This window comes from Streptomyces sp. NPDC088554 (assembly GCF_044752945.1).
Lineage (GTDB): Bacteria > Actinomycetota > Actinomycetes > Streptomycetales > Streptomycetaceae > Streptomyces.
This window is the reverse complement of the sequence record NZ_JBIVMF010000035.1, coordinates 19,876-45,425: the sequence shown is the minus strand read 5'-3', so window position 1 is coordinate 45,425 and position 25,550 is coordinate 19,876. Positions and strand designations below refer to the sequence as shown.

The following is a 25,550-nucleotide window of genomic DNA, read 5'->3' as shown; positions in this document are numbered from 1 at the left end:
GCGGCTACCATCGTGGGCGCTTTGCTGGGTTCCCTCCGGTGATCATGATCCGCGCCGCGCCTGTGGCGCGCGGACCGCTGCCGGAAGTTCCGGGATCGGTCCCGGAAGAGCCCGGGAGGCGGTCCCGGGGGCGTATTCGTGAGGAGTGTGTACGGCTTTGCCCCCTTTGTGTGTGCAACGGGCTGAACCGGCCATCGGTTCCGTGATGGCCGGATCGAAGCGCGTGACCCCGGTCACTTTGCTCGGACAAAGCGGACACTATCTTTGTGCACGCGTTCACAAAGACATAGCCTGCATTCGACGGGGCGGTCCTGGGACACACGGCCGCCTACAGCCCCGCTCATCCCGCAGGAGCACCGTGGCAACTGGCCGAACTCACCGACCGGCGACCCGTAGCCGAGGAATCCCCGAGGCCACCGTCGCCCGGCTTCCGCTGTACCTGCGGGCGCTGACCGCTCTGTCCGAGCGTTCCGTGCCCACGGTCTCCTCCGAGGAACTCGCGACCGCCGCGGGCGTCAACTCGGCGAAGCTGCGCAAGGACTTCTCCTACCTGGGCTCCTACGGGACCCGAGGCGTGGGCTACGACGTCGAGTACCTCGTCTACCAGATCTCCCGCGAGCTGGGTCTGACGCAGGACTGGCCGGTCGTGATCGTCGGTATCGGTAACCTCGGCGCCGCGCTCGCCAACTACGGCGGGTTCGCCTCCAGGGGCTTCCGGGTCGCCGCGCTGATAGACGCCGACCCCGCGATGGCGGGCAAGCCGGTCGCCGGGATGCCTGTCCAGCACACCGACGAGCTGGAGAAGATCATCGAGGACAACGGTGTCTCGATCGGGGTCATCGCGACCCCGGCGGGCGCCGCCCAGCAGGTCTGCGAGCGGCTGGTCGCCGCCGGGGTGACCTCGATCCTGAACTTCGCGCCGACCGTGCTCTCCGTGCCCGACGGCGTGGACGTGCGCAAGGTCGACCTCTCCATCGAGCTCCAGATCCTCGCCTTCCACGAGCAGCGCAAGGCGGGCGAGGGCGCGGCCGCGGAGGCCGCCCTGGCGCAGACCGCCGACCGCGCGGCGGCCGTGGACGCCGCGGCCACCGGCCGGAAGGGCCCCGACGGGGACATCCCCGCGGTGATGCCGGCATGAGCCTCCTGGTCGTCGGACTGAGTCACCGCAGCGCGCCGGTGAGCGTGCTGGAGCGCGCGTCGCTCCCCAGGGACGCGCAGACCAAGCTGTTGCAGGACACGCTCGCCGCGGAGCCCGCGGCCGAGGCCGCGGTCCTCGCCACCTGCAACCGCATCGAGCTGTACGCCGACGTCGACAAGTTCCACGCCGGGGTCGCCGAGCTGTCCACGCTGCTCGCCCAGCACAGCGGGGTCGGCCTCGACGAGCTGACCCCCCACCTCTACGTGCACTACGAGGACCGGGCCGTCCACCATCTCTTCGCGGTGGCCTGCGGTCTGGACTCGATGGTCATCGGCGAGGGCCAGATCCTCGGGCAGATCAAGGACGCGCTCGCCCTCGGCCAGGAGCTGCACACCGCCGGACGGCTGCTCAACGACCTCTTCCAGCAGGCGCTGCGGGTCGGCAAGCGGGCCCACAGCGAGACCGGGATCGACCGGGCCGGGCAGTCGCTCGTCACCTTCGGACTGGAGCAGTTCGCCGCCGGCCGGGCCGTCGAAGCCTGGATCAAGGAGAAGCGCGCGCTGGTGATCGGCGCGGGCTCGATGTCCTCGCTGGCCGCCGCGACCCTCGCGCGCGCCGGGGCCGGGGAGATCGTCGTCGCCAACCGCACGCCCGCGCGCGCCGAGCGGCTCGTACAGATCCTGAGCCAGCCGGGTCCCGCCCGGGTGGACGCCCGCGCCGTCGACATGGCCGCCGTCCCCGGTGAGCTGGCCCGCGCCGATATCGTCGTGTCCTGTACGGGCGCGACCGGCCTGGTGCTGACCGTCGACGCGGTCGCGGCGGCGCTCCCGGACCGTACCGCTCCGCTGGTGCTGCTCGACCTCGCCATGCCCCGGGACATCGACGCCGCCGTGCACGGCCTCGCCGGTGTCAGGTTCATGGACATCGAGTCGCTGGCGAAAGCCGCCGCCGACGCGCCCATGGCCGCCGACGTCGATCAGGTCCGTACCATCGTCTGCGACGAGGTGGCGGCCTTCGGCGCCGCCCAGCGCGCCGCTCACATCACGCCGACCGTGGTCGCGCTGCGCGCCATGGCCGCCGAAGTGGTGAGCAGCGAGGTCACGCGCCTCGAAGGCAGGCTCCCGGATCTGGACGAGAGGCAGCGCGCCGAGGTCACCAGGACCGTGCGCCGCGTTGTCGACAAACTCCTGCACGCGCCCACCGTGCGGGTCAAGCAGCTGGCCAGCGAGCCCGGCGGCGCCGGGTACGCGGACGCGCTGCGCGAACTCTTCGACCTCGACCCGCAGACGGTCGCCGCCGTCAGCCGGGCCGACCTGAATGACACCGACGGTGTAGGCAGAGGGCGAGTATGACCGAGAAGGCACTGAGGCCCGAGCGGGCTTCGAGGCCCGAGCGGGCCTTGAGGCTCGGGACCAGACGCAGCGCGCTGGCCATGGCCCAGTCGGAGCTGGTGGCCGGGGCGGTGCGTGAGCTGACCGGCCGGCCCGTCGAGCTGGTCGAGGTCACCACGTACGGCGACACCTCCCGTGAGCACCTCGCGCAGATCGGCGGCACCGGCGTCTTCGCCTCCGCGCTGCGCGACGCGCTGCTGGACGGCGGGGTCGACTTCGCCGTGCACTCGCTCAAGGACCTGCCGACCGCCCCGCACGACGGGCTGACGCTGGCCGCCGTGCCGCGCCGGGAGGACCCGCGCGACGCGCTGGTCGCCCGCGACGGGCTGACCTTCGAGCAGCTGCCCGCCGGAGCCCGCGTCGGCACCGGCTCGCCGCGCCGGACGGCCCTGCTCAACGCGTACGCACGCAGCCACGGGCTGACCATCGAAACCGTACCGATCCGGGGGAACATCGACACCCGGATCGGCTATGTCCACAGTGGGGAGCTCGACGCCGTCGTGCTCGCCGCCGCCGGGCTGCACCGCATTGGCAGGACGGACGAGGTGACCGACTTCCTGTCGGTCGACACCGTGCTGCCCGCCCCCGGCCAGGGGGCCCTCGCTGTCGAGTGCGCCGCGGTCAACGTGGACCTCGCCGCTGTGCTCGCGGAGCTCGACGACCCGTACACCCGGGTCGCCGTGACCGCCGAGCGTTCCCTGCTCGCCGCCCTGGAGGCCGGTTGCAGCGCACCTGTGGGTGCGTTGGCCGACCTGCTGGCCGACGGACAGGTTGTCACCGAAATGCGCCTGCGCGGCGTCGTCGGCACGACCGACGGCTCGACGCTGGTGCAGCTGTCCACCACTGGTCCCGTACCCACGTCGCACAGTGACGCGTCCGCGCTCGGGCGCGAACTCGCGTCCGAGATGCTCGCCAAGGGTGCGGCCGGTCTTATGGGGGAGCGAGCACTTTGAGCCCCACCACCTCTGACCTTCCGGCCTGCTCCGCATCGGGGTACGTCACCTTCCTAGGTGCCGGACCCGGAGATCCGGGTCTGCTGACACTACGCGCCGTCGAGGCGCTCGCGAGGGCGGATGTACTGATCGCCGAGCCTGATGTGCTCGAAGTCGTACGCGGCCACGCCAGGGCGGGAGTGAGCACCCCTGCGCTGACGGTTGTTGACGATGTGTCAGCAGCCGCCGGGATCCCCGCGATCCGGGATGCGGCCAATATTGTCATGGAGGCCGCGCGCGGCGGCAGGCGGGTGGTCCGTGCTGTCATGGGCGACCCCGGGCTGGACTGTGACGCGGGTACGGAGATGCTCGCCTGCGCCACCGCCGGCATCCCCTTCGAGGTCGTCCCCGGCGTCGCCGCCGCGGTCGGTGTACCGGCGTACGCCGGAGTGCCGCTGCGCGACGCCCAGGGCACGGACATCCGTATCGTCGACGCCAGGACCGCCGGTGAGCGGTGCTGGGCCGAGGTCGGCGCCAGCGACGGCACGGTCGTCGTCTCCGCGACCCTGGAGACGATCGGCGCGGCCGCCGGTGAGCTGGTGGCCGCGGGCCGCAAGCCGGACACCCCGATGACGGTCACCGTCGCCGGTACGACCACCCGGCAGCGCACCTGGAACGCCACGCTCGGCACCCTGGCGCAGATCTTCAAGCAGACCAAGGTGCTGCCCTCCCCGGAGGGACACCGGCCCGTCATAGCCGTGGTCGGTGAGCGCAGCGCCGCCGCCCAGCGCGACCAGCTCGCGTGGTTCGAGTCCAAGCCGCTCTTCGGCTGGAAGGTCCTCGTCCCGCGCACCAAGGAGCAGGCCGCGTCGCTCTCCGACCAGCTCAGGTCGTACGGCGCGGTCCCGCACGAGGTCCCGACCATCGCGGTCGAGCCGCCGCGCACGCCCCAGCAGATGGAGCGCGCGGTCAAGGGCCTGGTCACCGGACGCTACGAGTGGATCGCGTTCACCTCGGTCAACGCGGTGAAGGCGGTGCGGGAGAAGTTCGAGGAGTACGGGCTCGACGCGCGCGCCTTCGCCGGGATCAAGGTCGCCGCGGTGGGCGAGCAGACCGCCGCCTCCCTGGTCGACTTCGGCGTGAAGCCCGATCTCGTACCGTCGGGGGAGCAGTCCGCGGCCGGGCTGCTGGAGGACTGGCCGCCGTACGACCCGGTCTTCGACCCGATCGACCGGGTGTTCCTGCCGCGCGCCGACATCGCCACCGAGACGCTGGTGGCGGGCCTGATCGAGCTGGGCTGGGAGGTCGACGACGTCACCGCGTACCGCACCGTGCGCGCCTCGCCGCCGCCGGCCGACACCCGGGAGGCGATCAAGGGGGGCGGCTTCGACGCCGTGCTCTTCACCTCCTCCTCGACCGTGCGGAACCTCGTCGGGATCGCGGGCAAGCCGCACAACGTGACGGTGATCGCGTGCATCGGCCCCGCCACGGCGAAGACCGCCGAGGAGCACGGGCTGCGGGTCGATGTCCTGGCACCGGAGCCGTCCGTGCACAAGCTGGCGGAGGCGCTGGCCGCGTTCGGATCGCAGCGCAGGGAAGTGGCGAAGGAGGCCGGTGAAACGGTCACTCGCCCGAGCGAGCGCCGTCCCGGCAGCCGCAGACGGCGTACGACCTGAGCCGCTGTACATATTGACGACCGTGCGGTCCGGCCACTTCGGTGACCGGGCCGCACGGCCGTTTACGCGGCTTCGCCGGTGGTCCCGCCGTGCTCCTGCCGCCACGCTCTTCCCACCGCGCTCTTACCGGTCTCGGTGTCGGTAAGGCGGCGGGACGGGCGGGGCTATCGTCGAAAGCGGTCCGCCGGGACCCAGGCCCCGGCAGAAGCACACCCAAGAGGCGAGAGACGATGACTGTGTACGGATCCTTCCCCGGCGCGCGCCCCCGGCGGCTGCGGGTCAACCCGGTGGTACGGCGGATGGTGGCCGAGACCCGGCTGCACCCGGCGGACCTGATCCTCCCCGCGTTCGTACGGGAGGGCATCGGCGCGCCCGTCCCCATCTCCGCGATGCCCGGGGTCCAGCAGCACACGCTGGACACGCTGCGCGCGGCGGCGGTCGAGGCGGCCGGGGCCGGGGTCTCCGGGATCATGCTCTTCGGCGTCCCCGAGGAGTCCGCGAAGGACGCGGCGGGCACGGCGGGCACCGACCCGGACGGCATCCTCCAGGTCGCGCTGCGCGCGGTGCGGGCCGAGGTGGGCGACGAGCTGGTCGTCATGTCCGACCTGTGCCTCGACGAGTTCACCGATCACGGCCACTGCGGTGTGCTCGACGCGGAGGGACGGGTCGACAACGACGCGACCCTGGAGCGGTACGCCGAGATGGCCCAGGTCCAGGCCGACGCGGGCGCCCATGTGGTGGGCCCCAGCGGCATGATGGACGGCCAGATCGGGGTCGTCCGGGACGCGCTCGACACCATCGGCCGGGAGGACGTGTCGATCCTCGCGTACACCGCGAAATACTCCTCGGCGTTCTACGGGCCCTTCCGGGAGGCCGTCGGCTCCTCGCTCAAGGGCGACCGCAAGACCTATCAGCAGGACCCGGCCAACGTCCGCGAGTCCCTGCGCGAGCTGGCGCTCGACCTCGAAGAGGGCGCCGACATGGTCATGGTGAAGCCCGCGCTGCCGTACCTGGACGTGCTGGCGCGGATCGCCGCCGAGACGGACGTGCCGGTCGCGGCGTACCAGATCTCCGGTGAGTACGCGATGGTCGAGGCGGCGGCGGAGAAGGGCTGGATCGACCGGGACGCGGCGATCCTGGAGACGCTGACGGGCATCAAGCGCGCGGGCGCCAACATGATCCTGACGTACTGGGCGACCGAGGTCGCGCAGACTTTGTGACCTTGTGAATAATAATCCCTCATCACATGTGGACATGGCGCCCCGTCGGCTCCGCCCCTTGCGGCGTGCAGGCGGGGCGTGTGTTTGTGGAGGAGGCCCAGAGTTTTCAAATAGGCGTTCTATCGCCTTGGTATCCGAGAAGGGTGCTTCTCAGGATCTATCCTTGCGCTAAAAGATCTGCTTCTACTAGAGTCTGAATCAGCCGAAGAAGCTGGGCGCGCTTCGTGAAGACCAAGCCGCTGAACGAAGGTGCTCCCGTGTCCGCCTGAATCGGGCGGGCGGACACGGGAGCGATCTTTCAAGCTGTGCCCCGGGCTGTGTGATTGTCGCAGTGACAGGACTCCAAGGCTTACGACGCGAAGCGTAACACGCTCGTGCACGACGGAAAAGGCGGCAGTGATGGCGGGGGACGAGACGAAGATCCTGGTCGAGGCGATCTCGGCTGCGCGGTTCCAGCCGTACGTAGACGACTGCGAGGGGGACCAGGCTGCGGCTCTGCGGCTCTACGCCTGGGACGGTGAGATCTCCCGGGCGTTCCAGGGTTCCCTCCGTGATCTTGAGGTGAGCTTACGTAACCGGCTCCACCGGCAGCTTGTCGGCCGGTACGGGCGGGAGGACTGGTGGAACTCTCCCCGGGTCCGGCTCAGTTACGCGAGCGAAGACCAGGTCCGCAGCGCCGAGGAGTCCCTGCACGGTCGGTACGGAGACGACTTCGGGCCGGACGACATGGTCGCGAAGCTGATGTTCGGCTTCTGGGTCGGGCTGCTCGGCAGGAGCCACAACTATGAGTTCCAGTTCTGGAGCCCGGCGCTGCGCCACTGTTTCCGTGGCTATACCGGACGACGGGCGCCGCTTCAGGAGCGGTTCGAAACTGTCCGTCTGCTGCGCAACCGCATAGCTCACCATGAGCGGATCTGCCACCGTCGCCGTCTGGACGAAGACTTCAGGGCCGTTGTCACTCTGATGAGCTATCTCTCTCCGGAGATGGCCGCGCTGCACGACAAGTACAGCCAGGTTCCGCAGGTTCTGGCGCGCAGGGCGAGGGTGCTTTCCGGAGAGGAGGAGATCAGGCTGTGATGGAGGAGAAGGGGGAACGGCGACCGGACCGGGTGACGCTGGGCGAGATCAAGGAACTCGCCGAGGTCGGCCGGCCGACGGTCAGTAACTGGCGTCGCAGGCATGCCTCCTTCCCGAGGCCGGTCGGAGGCACCGAGAGCAAGCCGCTGTTCGACGCCGAGGCGATCGCCGAATGGCTCGACGCGCGGCCGGTACCGGACGGTAAGTACGACGAGAACGGTCGGCCGGAGACGTACGGAGACCGGTTCCGCCAGGCTTTGAGGATGCGGCGGCTGGTCGCTCTCAAGCACGAGGGCGAGTCCGCGGGGCGGCTGATCAGGGGAGCCATGGCGACCATCGCGATGGCGGGTGAGGGAGACAACTGGGTACCGGAACTCCTGCCTGATGAGTTGCGCGAGGACATCCGTGGTGCGGACCCGCGGGTAGTGCAGGCAGCACGTGACTTGGTCGGCGAACGGGGGGCGCCAGGGGCAGCCGATGAGGTACTCAAACTTGCCGAGCGTCTGGAGTCCGACCTGGCCATGGATACGACACCACCGGTCCTGGCGGAACTGATCGGTTCCCTGGCCGGTTCGGTCATGGCGGGTCCCGGCCAGCCCTCGGTGATCAACCTCTGCGCGGGTCTGGGCGAGTTGTTGTTCGCCCTTGATGACATCTCGGGCCGCACGGAGATGGTGGCCGTGGAGCCTGATCTGCTACGGCGCACGCTTCTGCTGTACCGGCTCTTCGCGTACGAAAGCACAGGGGTGGACCTCTGCGCGCACCCGGAGGAGCTGGACACCCTTCGGCCTTCGGAACAGGGGGGGGCCGCGTCCGACGCTCCCTGGGGGTTTCCCTCGGCCGACATCGTTCTCGCCGATCCGCCGTACGCCTCCGGGGAACGCGACCGTGACGAGGACGGGCCGCTGAGCTGGGCGCTCGAAGCCGTACGGCGTCTGAGGCCCGGCGGGCGCGGATATGTCGTCGTACCGTCCTGGACCCTGACCCGGCCACGGACCACCGTCGTCACCGCAGCCGTACGCATGCGGGAGGAGTTGCTGGCGCAGGACGCGGTGTCGGCGATCGTGCAGCTGCCACGCCGGATCCATCCGTTCCGTACGGGAGCGGAACACGCGCTGCTCGTTCTGCGGTGCGATCCAGCCCCGGAGGACAAGGGGCGTGTGCTGCTGGTCGACGCGGACCGGATCGCGCGGCGGGTGGGCGGCGCGTGGATCGCGTACGTCACCGAACTGCTGCGCGGCGGACGGCCGCCGGTGGCGGAGGAAGCCGGGTACGTACCGGTGGCGGCGTCGGGGCCACGTGCCGACGCCCTCCTCGACGGGCGCTCGGTGCTGCCCGCGCACCGGCTCGCCCCTCCGGAGAAGGGGCTGGACCACTTCGAGGCGGTCGGCGACGCCCGCCGCGAGGCGTTCGCCGTGCTGCCGCAGCTGAAGAAGTGGATCGGCGATCTCGGTGTGGGTAAGCGGGCTGGTGGGCTGCGGCACCGGAAGGTGGGCGAGCACATCAAGGCCGGGCAGTTGAAGCACCTGCCCGGCCATCGCATCCGGGAGTCCGACATCGGGGACACCGGGCTGGTGGTCATCGGCCGGGAGGAGATGCTCGGCGCCCTGCCGGTGGGGCGGCGGCGGATCGATCTGGAGGATCTGGCCCAGTATCCGCAGGCGGTGACGACCGAGCGCGGCGATGTCTTCCTGTTCACCGAGCACGGGGTACGAACACGGGTGGACGACGCGGGGGGATGCGTGCTGCTGGCGCCGGTACAGGGGCTGCGGATCGCCGCGTACCGGAAGTATCTGACGGCGCTGGCGAAGGGGGAGCCTGTGCGGCCGGAGAGCCTGTGGATACGGCCGCACCCGCTCGCCCAGCTCCTCTCCGCGCCTCGGAACCAGGGGCGCGTGAGCGGGTCGCTGGTTCCGAGGGTGAGCCTGCGGGACATGGATCTGCCCGAGCTGCCACCCGAGGAGATCGAGGAACTGGAGGCGGTGCTGGCCGAGGCCGACCGCCACAGGACCGAGGTACGCCGTCAGCTCGACGCCCTCGACACACTGGCCGACCGGCTGGCGGCGGGTGTCGCGGACGGGGCGCTTGCCCTGCGGCGACGGCCCCCCGGCCCTGCTGCCTGACCCGTACGAAGTCCGTAGCACGAAGACCGAACAACGAGAACGACGAGAGAGGCGAGGCCCCGTGCCGCCACGGAAGAAGAAGGCGACCGAACCCGAGGACATGAAGTCCATCCTCTGGAAGTCCGCCGACAAGCTGCGTGGCAGCCTGGACGCCGCCGAGTACAAGCACTTCGTGCTGGGCCTCGTCTTCCTCAAGTACGTCTCGGCGGCGATGGCCGAGAAGCGGCAGCAGCTGGAGAGCGAGCTGCGCGAGGAGGGCGGCTGGAAGGAGGCCGACCTCCTCGCCACACTGGAGGAACGCCGCGAGTACACGGGCGCGGGCATCTTCTACGTACCGCCGACCGCGCGATGGGAGAGCATCCTGGAGCGAGCAAAGGGGTCGGTGGACGGCGAGAGCGTGGGGGAGGCCATCGACGGGGCGATGCGCGCGATCGAGAAGTTCAACCCCGCGCTGAAGCAGACCCTGCCGAAGATCTACAGCAGCGGTCGGGTGGACGACCAACTCCTCGCCGAACTGGTCAGGCTGCTCAACCGGCTTGTCTTCCAGGAGCAGTTGGGCGACGACGGCAGGCGCAAGGGCGCGCGGGACCTGATGGGCGAGGTGTACGAGTACTTCCTCGGCCAGTTCGCGCTTCAGGAGGGCCGCAAGGGTGGCGAGTACTTCACACCCGCGAGCGTGGTGAAGCTGCTGGTGGAGATCCTGGAGCCGGAACAGGGCGAGCGGGTGTACGACCCGGCGTGCGGTTCCGGCGGCATGTTCGTCCAGGCGGAGAAGTTCATCGAGTCGCACGGTGGCAACCCGCTCAATGTCGCGGTGTACGGCCAGGAACTCAACCTGACCACCTGGCGGTTGGCCCATATGAACCTCGCCATCCACGGTGTGGAGGCGCAGCTGGGGGACGAGCCCGCTGATACGTTCCGCAACGACCAGCACCCCGAGCTGAAGGCCGACGTGGTGATGGCCAACCCGCCCTTCAACATCTCCGACTGGGGCGGGGAGTTGCTGGGCATGGACAAGCGCTGGATGTACGGCACCCCGCCGGTCGGCAACGCGAACTACGCCTGGCTCCAGCACATGATCAGCAAACTCGCGCCGAGCGGGCGCGCGGGTGTGGTGCTGGCCAACGGCTCGATGAGCAGCAAGCAGTCCGGCGAGGGCGAGATCCGGCGCGCGATGGTCGAGGACGACCTGGTCGCCTGCATGATCGCGCTCCCGGGCCAGTTGTTCCGGTCCACGCAGATCCCGGCGTGCCTGTGGTTCCTGGCGGAGGGCAAGGGCCGGCACTCGGACTGGGTACGGGGGCGCCGGGGCGAGGTGCTGTTTATCGACGCGCGGGAGCTGGGCGTCATGGAGAACCGCACGCTGAAGGTGCTGACGGAGGAGGAGATCGTCGGACGGATCGGCGACACGGTGCGGGCTTGGCGTGGCAAGGAGGGGGCCGGTGCGTACGAGGACGTGCCGGGCTTCTGTGCGAGCGCGCCGCTCGACGTCATCGCCGAGCACGACTTCGTTCTGACGCCGGGGCGGTACGTGGGTACGGCCGAGGCGGTCGTCGACCCGGACGCGGAGCCGGTGGAGGCGAAGATCGCGCGGCTCACGGGGCTGCTGCGGGAGCAGTTCGCGGAGTCGGAGCGGTTGGCGAAGGTTGTGGACGATCAGTTGGGGAGGGTGTGATGAGCTTTTCGACGTGGCGTGAAACCGTCTTCGGTGAGTTGGCTTCTTCGGATCGGTCGGCGTTCTCGATGGGGCCGTTCGGGTCAAAAATTACTAAGGAGAACTATATTAAATCTGGAATCCCTGTGGTGCGCGGCGGAAATTTGTCCGGAGGGATCTTCTTGGACGATGATTTTGTCTACATCTCTCCAGAGAAGGCTGATGATCTTAAATCTGCCAACGTTGAGCCCGGTGATCTGATTTTTACTCACCGAGGAACTATTGGGCAAGTTTCTATGATTCCAAGAAACCCTAGATATTCGCGTTATGTGATCGGTTCAAGTCAGGTCAAGTGTCGATTGGATGAGTCTCTTTCGATTCCCGAATTCTATTACTACTGGTTCCAGTCGCATCAGGGGCAGAGAAGTATTTTGGCGCATGTGTCGACTGTTGGCGTGCCGGGAATTGCTACGCCATTGACCAGTATTCGTGGATTGAAGGTGCCTTGTCCGTCGCGTGGAGAGCAACAGGCCATTGTCGAAGTGCTCGGCGCACTTGACGATAAAATCGCTGCAAATAGGCGAATTATCGTCACTGTTGAAGATCTGTTGCAGTCCAGATTCGCGCAGTGCGGCCTCGATCGCGAAGTGGTGTCCTCCGCTGATTCGGTGATGGTCGAAGAGCTGATCGAGTTCAATCCCAAGGTTCCGAAGCCGCATGTGAGCGAGGCGGTCTACGTTGACATGGCGGCGCTTCCGACTGTGTCGGCTCGGGTGACTCGTTGGGGGGTGAGATCCCCCAGTGGAGGGGCGCGGTTCGTGAATGGTGACACGGTTATGGCTCGTATCACTCCCTGTTTGGAGAACGGGAAGACCGCTTTTGTTGACTTCATGAAGTCGGGTGAAATTGGGTTCGGTTCTACCGAGTTTATCGTCATGAGGTCTCGGGCTGGTATTCCCGAGCATTTCTCGTACTTGTTGGCGCGTAGTCCACGTTTTCGTGCGCACGCAATCGCAAGCATGACGGGATCATCTGGGCGTCAGCGTTGCCAGGTGGATCGGGTGGTTAGATTTTTGATGAACCGTCCCAAGCTGGAACTGCTTGAGGAATTGAGAACTCAATGTGACTCGTCGTTCCGGATGATGAAGTCCCTGGATGCGGAGTCCGATTCACTAGCCGAACTCCGCGACACCCTCCTCCCCCTGCTCATCTCCGGGAAGCTCCGCGTCAAGGACGCCGTCCGTACCGTAGAAGAGGCCGTATGACCGACGCCCCGAGCAACCACCCACTTGCTGAGCCGCCCATAGACAAACTCACCGAGAAGGAACTCGAACTCCACACCCTCGGGATGCTCGCCGAGTACGGGTGGCAGCACATCCCCGGGCCGGAGCTGGGGCCGTCGAAAGGCGTGCGTACGGACTGGGAGGATCTGGTCCTCTATCCGCGTCTGCGCAAGGCCATCAGCAGCCGCTATCCCCAGCACGACGCACAGGTCATCGACGACGCCATCCGCCAACTGCTGGAGCGGCTCACCCGGAACGATCTCCGTGAGAACCACCGGTTCTACGAGCGGCTCGTCTACGGCGTCACCGTGCCGTACACCGACCCGGCCACCGGCGAGGAGCGGCACGCCCGGATCCAGCCGGTGGACTTCCGGGAGCCGGGTGCCAATGATCTGGTCGCCGCCGAGCAGGTCAGGGTGCGCAGCATCAAGGGCCGGACGTTCGTCTTCGACATCGTCCTGTACGTCAACGGCCTGCCGCTCGCCGTCATCGAGCTGAAGAAGGCCGACAGCCAGGACGACGCGCGTACCGCCTACGACCAGATCCAGGGCTACCGGCGGGAGCTGAAGGAGACGGGGACGTTCGCGACGTTCCTTATGGCGCTCGCCACCGACGGGATAACCGCCCGCCTCGGCACCCCCTTCACCCCCTGGCAGCACATGGCACCCTGGCACGCTGACGAGCACGGCCAGCTGCTGCGCAAGCACGAGCGCGAGGACGGGCGGGCGCTGGAACGGATGGTGTACGGCGCGTTCGAGCCGGGGCACTTCCTCGACCTGGTCGGGAACTTCCTGTCGTACTCGGCGGAGAACGTCGGCGCGGTCAACACGGTGAAGCTCGCCAAGGCACACCAGTACCTCGCCGTCAACGAAGCCGTACGCGCCACCGAATCCGCCGTGGCCACCGATGGCCGAGCGGGCGTGGTGTGGCATACGCAAGGCGCCGGGAAGAGTGAGGAGATGCTCTTCTACGTGGGGAAGGCTGCCCGCACCGACGAGCTGTCCAACCCGACGTTCGTGCTCCTCACCGACCGTATCGACCTCGACGATCAGCTCTATGGCACCTTCGTCGCCAGCCGCAGCCTGGAGCGGGTGATCACCGGCGCTCCGGTCAAGGCCGAGGACACCGGGCAGTTGCGGCAGTTGCTCACCAGCCCCACGAGCAACGGCGGGGTCATCTTCACCACGCTCCAGAAGTTCCGGCTCACCGTCGAGGAACGGGAGGCGGGGGCACGGCACCCGCTGATCTCACCCCGCCGGGACATCATCGTGGTGGTGGACGAGGCACACCGCAGCCACTACGACTTCATCGACGGCTACGCCCGCAATCTGCGCGACGCGCTGCCCAACGCCACCTTCATCGCGTTCACCGGCACGCCCATCAAGGGCCGGATCGGCAGCACCTGGGGGGTGTTCGGCGACAACATCCACACCTATGACCTGACTCAGGCCGTGGACGACGGCGCGACCCTCCCCGTCTTCTACGAGCCGCATCTCGTCAAGGTGGACCTGCTGCCCGACGCGGATCTCGACGAGCTGAACGCCCGGGCGGAGGGGGTGATCGAGGGCCTGTCGGAGGAGGAGAAGCGTAAGGCCCGTACGCAGTTCGGGAAGTACGAGAACCTCATCGGCGCCCCGGAGCGGATCAGGGAACTGGCCGGGGAACTGCTCGCGCACTGGGACGCGCGGAGCGAGGAGATGTTCAAACTCACTGGGCACCGGGGCAAGGGCATGGTGGTCTGCGCGTCCCGGTTCATCGCCGCGCGGCTCTTCGAGGAGGTCGTACGCCGTCGGCCGGACTGGGCCGGGGAACGGGACGCCAAGACCGGGCTGCTCACGGACACCAGCGGCCGTATCCGGGTGGTCTTCACCGGAAACCCGGCCAAGGACGGCCCGGAGGTCTCCGACTACATCAGGACGTCCACCCAGCTGAAGCCGATTCAGAAGCGGATGGTCGACGCGGACGACGAACTGGAACTCGTCATCGTCCAGTCGCTCTGGCTGACCGGCTTCGACGCCCCGCCCCTGCACACCCTCTACCTGGACAAGCGGATGCAGGGCACCGCGCTCATGCAGGCCATCGCCCGCGTCAACCGCACCTGGCCGGGTAAGCCCTCAGGGCTGGTCGTCGACTTCCAGGGGGTGATACGGCAGATCAAGGAAGCCCTTGCCGAGTACTCCCCGGAGGAACAGAAGAACCCGATGCTCGGGGCTGACCTCAAGGGAGCCGTCCAGCTGGTACGGGAGAGCCATCAGGCCATCGTCGAGGTGCTCGGCGGCTGTGCCTGGCGGGCGACCCGGGACACGGGAAGGCCGAGCGCCTACCGGGAGGCTCTGACCGGTGTGCTGGAGTATCTGAGCATTCCCGAGCGGGAGTTGCCGCCTGGGAAGGCGACGCGGAAGCAGCGGTTCATGCATCACGCGAACCTGTTGCGCAATGCGTTCTCGCTCTGCCCGACCGACTCTCGTGTGCAGGATCTGCTGCCTGACATCCGCTTCTTCGAGGCGGTGCGTACGTCGCGCGAGAAGCTCACCGCACAGGAGAGGGAAGACCAGGGGCTGGCCACGGCCGCCGATGTCCAGCTGCTGATCGAACAGCTCAACGCGTCCGTCGTGGCGGCCGACGGAGTCGTCGACATCTATGACGCGGCCGGCCTGACCAAGCCCGACCTGTCGCACCTGGACGAGTCCGTGCTGCGTGATCTCCGGACCGGCCCGCATCCGAACCTCGCCATCGAGGCGCTGCGCCGTCTGCTGATGAAGGAGATCAAGGACGCCCATCCGCGAAACCTCACCCGTCAGGGCATCTTCACCGAGAAGATGAAGGCCGCCATGAACCGCTACACCAACGGGCTCCTCACAGCGGCCGAGTTCATGAAGGTGCTGGTCGAGCTGGCCAAGGAAGTGTCGGCCGACCGTGGACGGGCGAAGGAGCTGGGGCTCTCGGAGGACGAACTCGCCTTCTACGACGCGCTCGCGGCCGATACGTCGGCTGCGGAGGAGATGGAGGACAGCCTCCTCGCCAAGATCGCGCACGAGCTGTACGAGCAGATCAGGACGGACGTGACCGTCGACTGGAAGGTCAAGGAGCAGGCCCGGGACCGGATCATGGCCCGGGTGCTCCGGCTGCTCCGTAAGTACGGCTATCCGCCCGACCGGCAGTACGCCGCGATCGAGCGCGTACTGAAGCAGGCGGAGGACATGGCGGAGGCGCTGGCCTGAGCTGCCTTGCCTCCGCGCGTCACTGCCGTGGGCCGGGACCGGTCAGCGAGTGGTGACGTGTCCGGTGAAGGCGGCCCAGGTGGTGGGGGCGAGGGTCAGTATCGGGCCGCCGGGGATCTTGGAGTCCCGGATGTGGACGGCGGCGGGGTGGGCGGCGATCTCTACGCACTCGCCGCCTTCGCTGCCGCTGTAGCTGGACTTGCGCCAGACGTAGGCGACTTCGAGGCAGGCGCCGCCTTCGTCGCCGCTGTAGCTGGACTTGAACCACTCAAGTGCGCTCATTGCTCTCCTCTTAGCAGCCGGTCCAACAGGTCCTTGGTGTCCTCGGAGTTGAGGGCCTGCGTCCGCAGCATCGCATATTTCTGGGCGAGGATACTCACCTCGTCCGGGTCGGAGACGATCTGGCTGCCGCGTTGAGTCTCGGTGTATCCGAGGTGCTGGTGGTCCGGTGTTTCCAGAAGGATGAAGGGACCGTTCAACCCGGCATGGGACTGGCGGCCGAGTGGCATGACCTGGAGGGCGATGCCCGGGAGGTCGGCGCAGGTACGGAGATGGCGGAGGGTCTCCTTGTGTACTTCGTCGCCACCGAGACGGTCGAGGAGGATGGCCTCGGAGATGATGAAGCTGGCCATCGGAGGCACACTTCGGCGCAGGATCTCCTGGCGTTCCATGCGGGCGCTGACCTGTGAGTTGATCTCTTCTTCGCTGAGGACGGGTACCTTGCTGCGGAAGACTTCCCGCGCGTAGTTCTTCGTCTGGAGCAGCCCCGGCAGCACCTGGTTCTCGAACCACGACAGCGCGATCGCCTCGCTCTCCAGGTCCATGTACTGCTCCGCCCACGCCGGGATCAGGTCGACCTCCGGCATGTTCTCCACCGCCGTCTCCAGCGCCCCTTTCGTGTCCAGCAGCTGGTCCAGCACGTGCGCCATGTCCGGTTTGAGTGGCCTTCTGCCCTGCTCGATGGAGGCGATCGTCTCCTCGTGCGTGCTCACCCGCTCGGCCAGTTCGCGCTGGGTGAGCCCCGCCGCTTCGCGGAACCGGGCCACCAGCTTGCCTACGAGCTTCATCGCCGACGCGTTCTTGCGCGGCCGTTTTCTGGGGTGCATGCCTGTCCAACTCCCCTTCCTTACCCGTACGTCACGCGAGGCCGCCCGTACAGTTTTGATGTACGGGTCCACGCACTGCACCACCATAGTCACCCACAGTGACAATCGTCTCGTGAACGAGACGATGCAACACCATCTCCTGCGCGAGCGTTTCTACCGGCGTGAGCGTCAGTCCGTCCCCGCTGCCAGGGAGTTCGTCCGCGCCGCCGTGGAGGAATGGGGCCTCGGCGCGCGGTTGGACGATGTACTGCTCTGTGTCAGCGAGTTGACCACCAACGCGCTCGTCCACGGCGTTCCGCCCGGGCGCGGGTTTCTGCTGCGGCTGTGGTGGTGCGAGGACGGGCCGCTGCGGGTCGAGGTGCATGACAGCGGGGGCGGGCAGCCCCGGGTGAGCGGGCCGGGCGGCGAGGCCGACGAGGAGTCGGGGCGTGGGTTGCTGCTGGTGGAGGCGCTCGCCGACATGTGGGGTGTCGGCGAGCGGGATCCCGGCAAGATCGTGTGGTGCGAGTTCGACGTCAGAGCGGACGGTCGGGTGTGTCCAGCCAGAGGTGTTGGCCGACAGGGGTGACCGTGAGGCCGAAGCGGGTGCGCTCCGGTGATCCGGCGTTCCGCCACCAGTCGTACGCGGCCTCCACCTCGCTCCAGAGGGCGCGGGGGCCGTACTGCCGGAGCGGATGGTCTGCGGAGGAGGCATTGGGGCGGTAGTCGACGCTCGCCCAGGAGCCGGTGGTGTGGTCGGCGAGCCAGAGGGTGAACTCGCCGCCGGGGCCGTGGCCGACGCTGTAACGGCAGTCGGGGACCAGGACGCCGGCGGTGAACGTGGCGTCCTCGTCGCCGAAGACGAGCCGTGGGTCGAGGCCGGTGCGCGTGGCTGTGGCCGGGGCTGTGGTCGGGGCCCGGTCGGCCTGGTTCTGGCCCTGGTCCTGGCCCTGGCCCTGGTTCTGGCCCTGGTCCTGGCTCCGGCCCCGGTTCTGGACGGTGGCCATGACGTCCCGGCGCGGGGTCTCGTACCTGTTCCACATGAAGGCGGAGTCGCCGATGACGGGTCCGGTCGCCGTGCCGTCCTCGCCCGTGGTGAGGCGCAGGAGGACGCCGTTGTACAGGCCGGTTCCCCACGGCAGCACGATCACCCCGCCGGGTGCGGTCTGTTCCACCAGGGCGTACGGGACGCTGTGGAGGGCGTAGGTGACGATGGTGCGCTCGTACGGCGCGTGCGCGGGACAGCCGAGGCCGCCGTCGCCGGTGATGACCGTGGGGGAGTGGCCCGCGTTCTTCAGCGTGGCCCGCGCGGTGTCGGCGGTGCGGGGATCCACCTCGACGGAGACCACCTGCTGGTCGCCGAGCCGTTCGGAGAGCAGGGCGGCGTTGTAGCCGGTGCCGGTGCCGACCTCCAGTACGCGCATGCCGTCGGCCACGGTGAGCGCGTCGAGCATGGTGGCCACGACGCGCGGCATGCTCGCCGAACTGGAGGGGACGAGCGCCGCCGTATCGACGCCGTCGTCCTCGACCCGGGTGACCAGGGCCCGGTCCTCGTAGGCGAGCCTGTGCCAGCGGTCGGGGTCGGTGACGCGGTCGAGCGGGTGGTAGCCGTCCTCGCCCTGGATCCAGACGCGGTCGGGGATGAACCGCTTGCGGTCGACCTGGGTGAACGCCTCGCGCCACGCGGGCGCGAGGTGTCCTCCTCGGGTCAATTGCCGGGCGAGGGCGGCCGGGGAGCTTTCCTCGCTCACCTCTTCGGCGTCTCGGGACGTTTCGGATCGGCCGGAGGGATGGGTTTGTTGGGTTTGTGTCCGTCGCTCTCGGCCGTGTCGGGTTTGCCGCTGTGGCTGCCGCTCATCGGATCACCTTTCCTCCGCTGCGAAGCGTTACTTTCTGTGACAGGAAGGTAGCCGAAGAGAGTTGGCGAGAGGGAGGGGGCGCAAGAAGCACAGGGGGACGCAGTGGGGACGCAGTGGGGGCGCGGAGGCCGTGGAGCGTGGTGGCCTCCACGGGTGCTGTTACGGCTGTGGCTCGGCGAGCGCGGCGGCGATGACGGCCTGCGGGTTGTCCCGGTGGACGGAGTGGCCCGCGCCCTCGACCACCGACCAGACGAAGTCCGGCTTGCCGCTCTGGACGCGGCGGGCCTCGTCCGCGGTGAAGGCGGGGCCGCGGCCCGGGTCGGCGGCGAGGACGGTGACGGTGCCGGCGTAGGCGGTCAGGGCCTTCTCGTACGACCAGGGGATGTTCTGCCGCAGGATGCTGTCCACGACGTACGGGCTGGTCAGCCTGGCTGCCGCGAGCTTCAGCGTGACGTCCTCCGGGTGCCAGGCCGGGTTGTTCTCGCGCAGTGCCTCGGGGGTGGCGTTCAGCCCGGCGATCATGGCCTGGACGATGGCTTCGTTCAGCTCGCCGGTGATGCTGAGCGCCGGGTCCACCAGCAGCAGGCGCTTCGCCCAGCCGGGCTCGGCGGTCACGGCCGCCGTCGCGACGGCGCCCCCGAGGGAGTGCCCGACGACCAGGTCCCAGCCATCGGAGCCGCCGGAACCATCGGAGCCGCCGAGGCCGGCGGTCGAAGCGGGCGTGAGCGGCAGTACGTCGGCGGCGAACCCCGCGATGTCGTAGCGCCGGGTCCGCGGCGCGTGGCCATGGCCGCGCAGATCGGGTGCGGTGACGGACCAGCCCGCCCCGGCCAGCGCGTCGGCCACCTGCCACCAGCAGGCTCCCGACGAGGTCAGACCGTGCAGCAGCAGGGCCCGCCGGTCTGCGTCCGGCGGGCCCCACTTCAGGAACGGGAGCTGTACGGGCGCGACGGATGTGTCATGAAGGGAGTCCATCGCGTCATCCAAGCACGGCTCACAGCCGCTCGGGAGACCTGATCCCCAGCAGCGCCAGCCCCTGCTGGAGCGTGCGGGCCGTGAGGGCGCAGAGGAAGAGGCGGTTCTCCACCAGGGCCGGAGGGTTTTCGTCGCTGAGCACGTGGCACTGGTCGTAGAACGTCGTGTAGAGCGACGCCAGTTGGTAGAGGTACGCGGTCAGCTTGTGCGGTTCGTACGCCGCCGCCACCTCGGCCAGGACCTCGCCGAACTGGTCGATGTGCAGCCCGAGCGCCCGCTCGGCCGGGGCCAGCTCCAGCTCCGGGTGGGCGGTGGCGGTGGTGTCGCCCGCCTTGCGCAGGATCGACTGGATACGGGCGTACGCGTACTGGATGTATACCGACGTGTCGCCGTTCAGCGACACCATCTGGTCCAGGTCGAACTTGTAGTCCCGGGCGGCGGACGTCGACAGGTCGGCGTACTTCACCGCGCCGATGCCCACCTGCTTGCCGCGCTCGGCGATCTCCTCCTCGCCGAGGTCGCGCGCCTTCTCCCGGACGACCGCGGTGGCCCGCTCGACGGCCTCATCCAGCAGGTCCACCAGCCGTACGGTCTCGCCCTCACGGGTCTTGAACGGCTTGCCGTCCTTGCCGAGCACCGTGCCGAACGCGAGCTGGACCGCGCGGACCTCGTCGCTGAGCCAGCCGGCCCGCCTGGCGGTCTCGAAGACCATCTTGAAGTGCAGCGACTGGCGCGCGTCGACCACGTACACCAGCGTCGACGCGTCGAGGTTGCGCACCCGGTCGCGGATGGCGGAGAGGTCCGTCGCCGCGTATCCGTAGCCGCCGTTGGTCTTCTTGACGATCAGCGGGACCGGGTTGCCGTCCGGGCCCTTGACGTCGTCGAAGAAGACACAGAGCGCGCCCTCGGAGCGGACGGCGACGCCCGTCTCCTCCAGGATCCGGCAGGTCTCCTCCAGCATGTCGTTGTAGCCGGACTCGCCCACGACGTCGGGGTCGCGGATCTCCATGTCCAGCTGGTCGAAGACCGAGTAGAAGTAGATCTTCGACTCGTCCACGAACCGCTGCCAGAGCGCGAGGGTCTCGGGCTCGCCCGCCTGGAGGGCCACCACCCGGTCCCGCGCCCGCGCCTTGAACTCCTCGTCGGAGTCGAAGAGCGCCCGCGAGGCCTTGTAGAGGCGGTTGAGGGAGGACATCGCCTCCTCGCCGGAGGCTGCGGCGCCCTTGTGGTCCAGCTCGTGCGGGTGCTCGATCAGATACTGGATGAGCATGCCGAACTGGGTGCCCCAGTCGCCGATGTGATGGCGCCTGATGACCTTCTCGCCCGTGAACTCCAGGATCTCGACCATCGCCGCGCCGATCACCGCCGACCGCAGATGGCCGACGTGCATCTCCTTGGCGACGTTCGGCTGGGCGTAGTCGATGACCGTCGTGCCCGGGTTCGGCTCGAAGGGGACGCCGAGCCGGGTGTCGGCCGCACGGGCCGCGAGGGTCTCGATGATCGCCCGGTCCGTGACCGTGATGTTGAGGAAGCCGGGCCCGGAGACCTCGACCTCCTTGATCACGTCACCGGCGGGGAGCGTGGCGACGACCTGGGCCGCCAGCTCGCGCGGGTTGCCCTTCAGCTTCTTCGCGAGCGCCAGGAGTCCATTGGCCTGGAAATCGGCCCGGTCGCTTCGGCGGAGCAGCGGATTGGCGGAACCGGCCTCCGGCAGAGCAGCCGAGAGGGCGTCCGCGATGCGCTGATCGACGGTCGAAGCGAGGGAAGTGACCGAGGCCATGGGCTGGTGCCGTTCCTGTTGAGGTGGGGTTTTTGCCAAACGGGAAACTCCCTCAGTATCCCATGCGCTATCAAGTCGTTTTCGCTCTGCCGTACGGACCTGGGAGAATGGCGGATGCCGGTTCTGTCGGCGTCTGCCGGGTCACGAGAAACCCGGTTCTGTTGGGCGTACGAGAAAGAAGAAGGACGTGCCGATCGTGGCTCCGAACACCGAGGCCGACTGGGTCTCCCGTTTCGCGGACGATGTCATCGCCGAGTCGGAGCGACGCGCGCCTGGCAAACCGGTCGTCGTCGCGTCCGGACTCTCCCCCTCCGGCCCCATCCACCTGGGGAATCTCCGTGAGGTCATGACCCCGCACCTGGTCGCGGACGAGATCCGCCGCCGGGGGCACGAGGTCAGGCACCTGATCTCCTGGGACGACTACGACCGCTACCGGAAGGTGCCCGCGGGCGTCCCCGGTACGGATCCGTCCTGGGCCGCGCACATCGGCAAGCCGCTCACCTCGGTGCCCGCCCCGGCCGGCTCCGCGTACCCGAACTGGGCCGAGCACTTCAAGGCCGCGATGACCGGGGCGCTGGCGGAGCTGGGCGTCGAGTACGACGGCATCAGCCAGACCGAGCAGTACACGGCCGGGGTGTACCGCGAGCAGATCCTGCACGCGATGAGGCACCGCGCGGACATCGACGCGATCCTCGACCGGTACCGGACCAAGGCCAAGGACACCGGCGCGGCGGGCGCCCCGCAGGGGCCGGGTGCCAAGCAGGGCCAGGGCGTCAAGCAGGGCCAGAAGAAGCCCGACGAGGCCGAGCTGGAGGCGGCCGAGGGCTCCGGCGCCGCCGCCGAGGACGACGGCAGCGCGGGAGGCGCGGGCTACTTCCCGTACAAGCCGTACTGCGGCGGCTGCGGCAAGGACCTGACCACCGTCACCTCGTACGACGACGAGACGACCGAGCTGGCGTACACCTGCGCGGAGTGCGGCTTCTCCGAGACCGTCGCGCTGAACGAGTTCAACCGCGGCAAGCTGGTCTGGAAGGTCGACTGGCCGATGCGCTGGGCGTACGAGGGTGTGATCTTCGAGCCCTCGGGCGTGGACCACTCCTCGCCGGGTTCCTCGTTCGTCGTCGGCGGGCAGATCGTCCGCGAGATCTTCGACGGTACGCAGCCGATCGGCCCGATGTACGCCTTCGTGGGCATCTCCGGCATGGCGAAGATGTCCTCCAGCAAGGGCGGCGTCCCGACCCCGTCCGACGCGCTGAAGATCATGGAGGCGCCGCTGCTGCGCTGGCTGTACGCGCGCCGCAGGCCGAACCAGTCGTTCAAGATCGCCTTCGACCAGGAGATCCAGCGGCTGTACGACGAGTGGGACGCCCTGGAGCGCAAGGTCACCGACGGCTCGGCGCTCCCGGCCGACACCGCCGCGTACGGCCGCGCCGTCGCCACGGCGGGCGGCGAGCTGCCGAGGACGGCGCGCCCGCTGCCGTACCGCACCCTCGCCTCGGTCGCGGACATCACGGCCGGCGCCGAGGAGCAGACCCTGCGCATCCTCAGCGAGCTGGACCCGGAGCACCCGCTGACCTCGCTGGACGAGGCGCGCCCCCGGCTCGACCGCGCGGAGAACTGGATCACCAGCCAGGTGCCCGCCGAGGCGCGCACGATCGTGCGCGCCGAGCCGGACCAGGAGCTGCTGGCCACGCTGGACGAGCAGGGCCGCGAGTCGCTGCGGCTGCTGCTGGACGGGCTGGACAGCCACTGGTCGCTGGACGGGCTGACCACGCTCGTCTACGGAGTGCCGAAGGTGCTGGCCGGGCTGGCGCCCGACGCGAAGCCGACGCCCGAGCTGAAGACGGCGCAGCGGTCGTTCTTCGCGCTGCTCTACCAGCTGCTGGTGGGCCGGGACACGGGGCCGCGACTGCCCACGCTGCTGCTCGCGGTGGGGGCGGACCGGGTGCGGAAGCTGCTCGCCGGCTGAGCTTGATGGAGTGTGTGACGAAGGGGCTCTCACCTTGCTCGGGGTGGGGGCCCGTTTGTTCTGTACGGCGCTGTGCGGACTGCATCCTTCGGCCTACCGCCGTTTCGTGCGGACGCAGGATGCCCGGGGTCCGATCCGGCGGGACCGTGGACGTATGAGAGAAACGATCGCGGTCATCGGCTGGATCACCTGCGCCCAGGGAGCGCTGGGCTTCGCGGGGTTGACGTTCGGCGACAACGACTGGGGGATGCTGCACCGTTGGTTCGAGCTGTCCAACGGCGCGTATCTCGTCGTCGCCGTCGTCGGGCTGGTGGTGGCGCTGGCGGGTGAGTCGGCGCGCCGGGCGAACAAGCTTGGTTGAGACGGGGCTTGGGCTCACGTGGCTCAGGCTGTGGACTCGGCGTCCCTCTCGGACGGGTAGCGGTCCCGGAGGTTCTTCGGATACGTCCGGAGTGAACTCCCGCTCAGCGGACGGCCACCAGCGGAGCGGCGAACCACGGGCTGACGGAGGGTCGGGGACGGGCGCGGGTGTCCGCTCGACGGGGGCCGTGTCGGCAAGCGGTACGCCGTACTTCGCGAGCGGTAGCGGCATCGGTGTCTCGATGGGCGCCCACGCACCGTGGAACTACGTACCCCCTGAACCTGCTGAACCTGCTGAATCGGCTGAACCACGGAGACGGCGGTGCCCGGAGCTGATACGGGCACCGCCGCCCCCTTTCCCGGACCGGGCCGGCACCTACGCCGCCCGGCCCAGTCGTTGGGGCGCCACATAGGCCCAGTTCCACACGAGTTCCAGCGGCCCCCGGCTGAACCCGCGCATCCACAGCGTCGACAGCACCATGAACGAGCCGACGATCGCGGTCCAGGCGAGCACCGGCCACCACGGCCGTGCCCAGCCGAGTTCGGTGGCGAGCCCCAGCCCCCAGCCGTAACAGAGCGCGGCCGCCACCAGATTCTGGAACACGTAGCAGGACAGGGCGCTGCGGCCCACCGCCGTCACCCCGCGCCGCAGCACACCGTGCTCACCGGTCATCCGGTGCGCCAGCGTGGTGACCAGCCCCAGCAGGCCGAGGGCGACCAGCGGCGGCAGCAGATACCGGTCCACCACGAACCAGTGCGGCCCGCCGAACGCGGTCAGCAGGTTCAGCGGAGCGCCGACACCGAGCCCGATCAGCATCAGCCGGCCACGGATACGGGCCCCCCGCTCGCTCTGCTCGAACGCCCCGGCCCGCAGCAGCCGGGAGCCGATCAGGAAGAGCACCACGCCCATCGGGACCACGAAGAACGTCTCCAGGCGGTACAGCAGGAACCGGTCCAGACGCAGCGCGATCTGCTCCCCGTACCCGCCCACCGCGTAGATGTCGGCCTTCCCCATCGTGCCGACCGAGCCCGACCCGGTGCCGGTGGCGGCCATCGCGTAACTGAGCGCGGCGACCAGCAGCAGATGGAGGGTGCCCATGGCGATGATCCAGGCGCGCACACAGCGCTCGCCCCGCCCCACCAGGTAGACGACGATCAGCGAGATGAACACGTACCCGATGAGCGCGTCGAACTCGAAGACCAGGACGAAGTGCAGCGCGCCCTCGACGAACAGCAGTGCCGCCCGCCACAGGTACCAGCCGGGCCACCGCCTCCCGCGCCGCTTGGCCGACTGGTACTGGAGCTCCAGCCCGACGCCGAACAGGATGGTGAGCAGCGCCAGGAACTTCCCGTTCGAGAGGTACCGCAGCGCGACCTCCACCGCGCCGCCCGCCGAGTCCGCCCCCGGCATCCGGAAGAAGAGACTGGGCGGCCCCAGCGGATGGGTGAACAACCAGATGTTCGTCCCGAGCGTGCCGATGATCGCCACACCGCGCAAGATGTCCAGAACCTCGATACGACGCCCGGCGGCCCCGGCGCCCGGCGCGCTCCGTTCCGCCGGCCGGTCGGGCCGCGCTAGGGGTGACTGTGCCGTGGCCGTGGTCTCGGCCCCACTCCTGGGTCGCTGTTTCATCCCCCCAGCCTCGCGGCGCGTACGGCCCCTTGTCTTCGGTGCTTGGTAGGAGCGGACCTCACCCCTTCGAAGGGGTGCACGCGGCACTCTCCCACCTTCGATGGAGATACCTTCGGAGCAGTCGATTCCGCGCCAACTCCCCTGGCCAGATGTGGTTTTATGAATTCATGGCGG

The 25,550-nt window shown here is 68.7% G+C and carries 19 protein-coding genes; 13 read left to right on the top strand and 6 right to left on the bottom strand.

From position 1 onward, the window contains the following. The first annotated feature begins 358 nt into the window (after positions 1-358). The 10 genes from ACIP8W_RS28835 (at position 359) to ACIP8W_RS28790 (ending at position 15,715) form a co-directional block, all read left to right on the top strand. Entirely contained in the window at positions 359-1,138 is a 780-nt protein-coding gene (locus ACIP8W_RS28835; protein ID WP_401952083.1) for a redox-sensing transcriptional repressor Rex, read from the top strand. Next, positions 1,135-2,490: a glutamyl-tRNA reductase gene (locus ACIP8W_RS28830; RefSeq protein ID WP_402205315.1), complete on the top strand. Its 1,356-nt coding sequence runs from the start codon at positions 1,135-1,137 to the stop codon at positions 2,488-2,490. Before ACIP8W_RS28835 ends, ACIP8W_RS28830 begins: the two co-directional genes overlap by 4 nt. Further along, complete coding sequence (gene hemC, locus ACIP8W_RS28825) at positions 2,487-3,482, top strand: hydroxymethylbilane synthase (RefSeq protein ID WP_401952077.1); 996 nt, start codon at positions 2,487-2,489, stop codon at positions 3,480-3,482. Before ACIP8W_RS28830 ends, hemC begins: the two co-directional genes overlap by 4 nt. Beyond that, on the top strand, positions 3,479-5,137 hold the full coding sequence (locus ACIP8W_RS28820) for a uroporphyrinogen-III synthase (protein WP_401952075.1): 1,659 nt from the start codon (positions 3,479-3,481) through the stop codon (positions 5,135-5,137). The genes hemC and ACIP8W_RS28820 overlap by 4 nt, the downstream gene beginning before the upstream one ends. A 230-nt stretch (positions 5,138-5,367) precedes the next feature. Then, positions 5,368-6,357, top strand: coding sequence for a porphobilinogen synthase (gene hemB, locus ACIP8W_RS28815; RefSeq protein ID WP_402205312.1), 990 nt, complete (start codon positions 5,368-5,370; stop codon positions 6,355-6,357). Positions 6,358-6,756: 399 nt separating this feature from the next. Next, positions 6,757-7,434 carry a hypothetical protein gene (locus ACIP8W_RS28810; RefSeq protein WP_402152831.1) on the top strand — a complete coding sequence of 226 codons (678 nt, stop codon included), beginning with the start codon at positions 6,757-6,759 and terminating at the stop codon, positions 7,432-7,434. Further along, complete coding sequence (locus tag ACIP8W_RS28805) at positions 7,434-9,557, top strand: N-6 DNA methylase (RefSeq protein WP_402205328.1); 2,124 nt, start codon at positions 7,434-7,436, stop codon at positions 9,555-9,557. The genes ACIP8W_RS28810 and ACIP8W_RS28805 overlap by 1 nt, the downstream gene beginning before the upstream one ends. A gap of 61 nt (positions 9,558-9,618) precedes the next feature. Continuing rightward, the gene (locus tag ACIP8W_RS28800; RefSeq protein ID WP_402205310.1) at positions 9,619-11,232 is read left to right on the top strand and encodes a type I restriction-modification system subunit M; all 1,614 of its coding nucleotides are present in this window, start codon (positions 9,619-9,621) and stop codon (positions 11,230-11,232) included. Next, positions 11,232-12,476 carry a restriction endonuclease subunit S gene (locus tag ACIP8W_RS28795; RefSeq protein ID WP_402205308.1) on the top strand — a complete coding sequence of 415 codons (1,245 nt, stop codon included), beginning with the start codon at positions 11,232-11,234 and terminating at the stop codon, positions 12,474-12,476. Before ACIP8W_RS28800 ends, ACIP8W_RS28795 begins: the two co-directional genes overlap by 1 nt. Further along, positions 12,473-15,715 (top strand): type I restriction endonuclease subunit R, encoded by a 3,243-nt coding sequence (locus ACIP8W_RS28790; protein ID WP_402205306.1) that lies wholly within the window; start codon positions 12,473-12,475, stop codon positions 15,713-15,715. The genes ACIP8W_RS28795 and ACIP8W_RS28790 overlap by 4 nt, the downstream gene beginning before the upstream one ends. A gap of 42 nt (positions 15,716-15,757) precedes the next feature. On the opposite strand, the gene ACIP8W_RS28785 is transcribed toward ACIP8W_RS28790, so the two are convergent. Next, the gene (locus tag ACIP8W_RS28785) at positions 15,758-15,997 is read right to left on the bottom strand and encodes a DUF397 domain-containing protein (RefSeq protein ID WP_402205304.1); all 240 of its coding nucleotides are present in this window, start codon (positions 15,995-15,997) and stop codon (positions 15,758-15,760) included. Then, a complete protein-coding gene (locus ACIP8W_RS28780) occupies positions 15,994-16,821 on the bottom strand; it encodes a Scr1 family TA system antitoxin-like transcriptional regulator (protein WP_402205302.1) in 828 nt (275 codons plus the stop codon). The genes ACIP8W_RS28785 and ACIP8W_RS28780 overlap by 4 nt, the downstream gene beginning before the upstream one ends. A 112-nt stretch (positions 16,822-16,933) precedes the next feature. Here ACIP8W_RS28780 and ACIP8W_RS28775 point away from each other — a divergent pair, with 112 nt between their 5' ends. Then, the gene (locus tag ACIP8W_RS28775) at positions 16,934-17,389 is read left to right on the top strand and encodes an ATP-binding protein (RefSeq protein ID WP_401952064.1); all 456 of its coding nucleotides are present in this window, start codon (positions 16,934-16,936) and stop codon (positions 17,387-17,389) included. Here the strand turns inward: ACIP8W_RS28775 and ACIP8W_RS28770 are convergent. From ACIP8W_RS28770 to argS, 3 genes are all read right to left on the bottom strand, one after another. After that, positions 17,337-18,551: a methyltransferase domain-containing protein gene (locus ACIP8W_RS28770; protein ID WP_402205300.1), complete on the bottom strand. Its 1,215-nt coding sequence runs from the start codon at positions 18,549-18,551 to the stop codon at positions 17,337-17,339. The two genes, ACIP8W_RS28775 and ACIP8W_RS28770, sit on opposite strands and share 53 nt — an antisense overlap. 267 nt (positions 18,552-18,818) lie before the next feature. Beyond that, the gene (locus tag ACIP8W_RS28765) at positions 18,819-19,634 is read right to left on the bottom strand and encodes an alpha/beta fold hydrolase (protein ID WP_402205299.1); all 816 of its coding nucleotides are present in this window, start codon (positions 19,632-19,634) and stop codon (positions 18,819-18,821) included. Between the two features lie 19 nt (positions 19,635-19,653). Then, on the bottom strand, positions 19,654-21,414 hold the full coding sequence (argS, locus tag ACIP8W_RS28760) for an arginine--tRNA ligase (RefSeq protein WP_402205297.1): 1,761 nt from the start codon (positions 21,412-21,414) through the stop codon (positions 19,654-19,656). A gap of 187 nt (positions 21,415-21,601) precedes the next feature. On the opposite strand from argS, the gene lysS reads away from it, so the two are divergent. Continuing rightward, positions 21,602-23,383 carry a lysine--tRNA ligase gene (gene lysS / locus ACIP8W_RS28755; protein WP_402153711.1) on the top strand — a complete coding sequence of 594 codons (1,782 nt, stop codon included), beginning with the start codon at positions 21,602-21,604 and terminating at the stop codon, positions 23,381-23,383. Positions 23,384-23,537: 154 nt separating this feature from the next. Beyond that, positions 23,538-23,744: a hypothetical protein gene (locus ACIP8W_RS28750; RefSeq protein ID WP_401952050.1), complete on the top strand. Its 207-nt coding sequence runs from the start codon at positions 23,538-23,540 to the stop codon at positions 23,742-23,744. Between the two features lie 375 nt (positions 23,745-24,119). On the opposite strand, the gene ACIP8W_RS28745 is transcribed toward ACIP8W_RS28750, so the two are convergent. Continuing rightward, positions 24,120-25,376 (bottom strand): DUF418 domain-containing protein, encoded by a 1,257-nt coding sequence (locus ACIP8W_RS28745; protein WP_402205294.1) that lies wholly within the window; start codon positions 25,374-25,376, stop codon positions 24,120-24,122. Positions 25,377-25,550 lie beyond the last annotated feature (174 nt).

Coding starts and splice junctions, on each gene's coding strand:
- ACIP8W_RS28805 (WP_402205328.1), top strand. CDS start 7,434: ATGGAGGAGAAGGGGGAACGGCGACCGGACCGGGTGACGCTGGGCGAG.
- ACIP8W_RS28780 (WP_402205302.1), bottom strand. CDS start 16,821: ATGCACCCCAGAAAACGGCCGCGCAAGAACGCGTCGGCGATGAAGCTC.
- ACIP8W_RS28765 (WP_402205299.1), bottom strand. CDS start 19,634: ATGGACTCCCTTCATGACACATCCGTCGCGCCCGTACAGCTCCCGTTC.
- ACIP8W_RS28745 (WP_402205294.1), bottom strand. CDS start 25,376: ATGAAACAGCGACCCAGGAGTGGGGCCGAGACCACGGCCACGGCACAG.
- hemC (WP_401952077.1), top strand. CDS start 2,487: ATGACCGAGAAGGCACTGAGGCCCGAGCGGGCTTCGAGGCCCGAGCGG.
- hemB (WP_402205312.1), top strand. CDS start 5,368: ATGACTGTGTACGGATCCTTCCCCGGCGCGCGCCCCCGGCGGCTGCGG.
- ACIP8W_RS28790 (WP_402205306.1), top strand. CDS start 12,473: ATGACCGACGCCCCGAGCAACCACCCACTTGCTGAGCCGCCCATAGAC.
- ACIP8W_RS28810 (WP_402152831.1), top strand. CDS start 6,757: ATGGCGGGGGACGAGACGAAGATCCTGGTCGAGGCGATCTCGGCTGCG.
- argS (WP_402205297.1), bottom strand. CDS start 21,414: ATGGCCTCGGTCACTTCCCTCGCTTCGACCGTCGATCAGCGCATCGCG.
- ACIP8W_RS28830 (WP_402205315.1), top strand. CDS start 1,135: ATGAGCCTCCTGGTCGTCGGACTGAGTCACCGCAGCGCGCCGGTGAGC.
- ACIP8W_RS28785 (WP_402205304.1), bottom strand. CDS start 15,997: ATGAGCGCACTTGAGTGGTTCAAGTCCAGCTACAGCGGCGACGAAGGC.
- ACIP8W_RS28795 (WP_402205308.1), top strand. CDS start 11,232: ATGAGCTTTTCGACGTGGCGTGAAACCGTCTTCGGTGAGTTGGCTTCT.
- ACIP8W_RS28750 (WP_401952050.1), top strand. CDS start 23,538: ATGAGAGAAACGATCGCGGTCATCGGCTGGATCACCTGCGCCCAGGGA.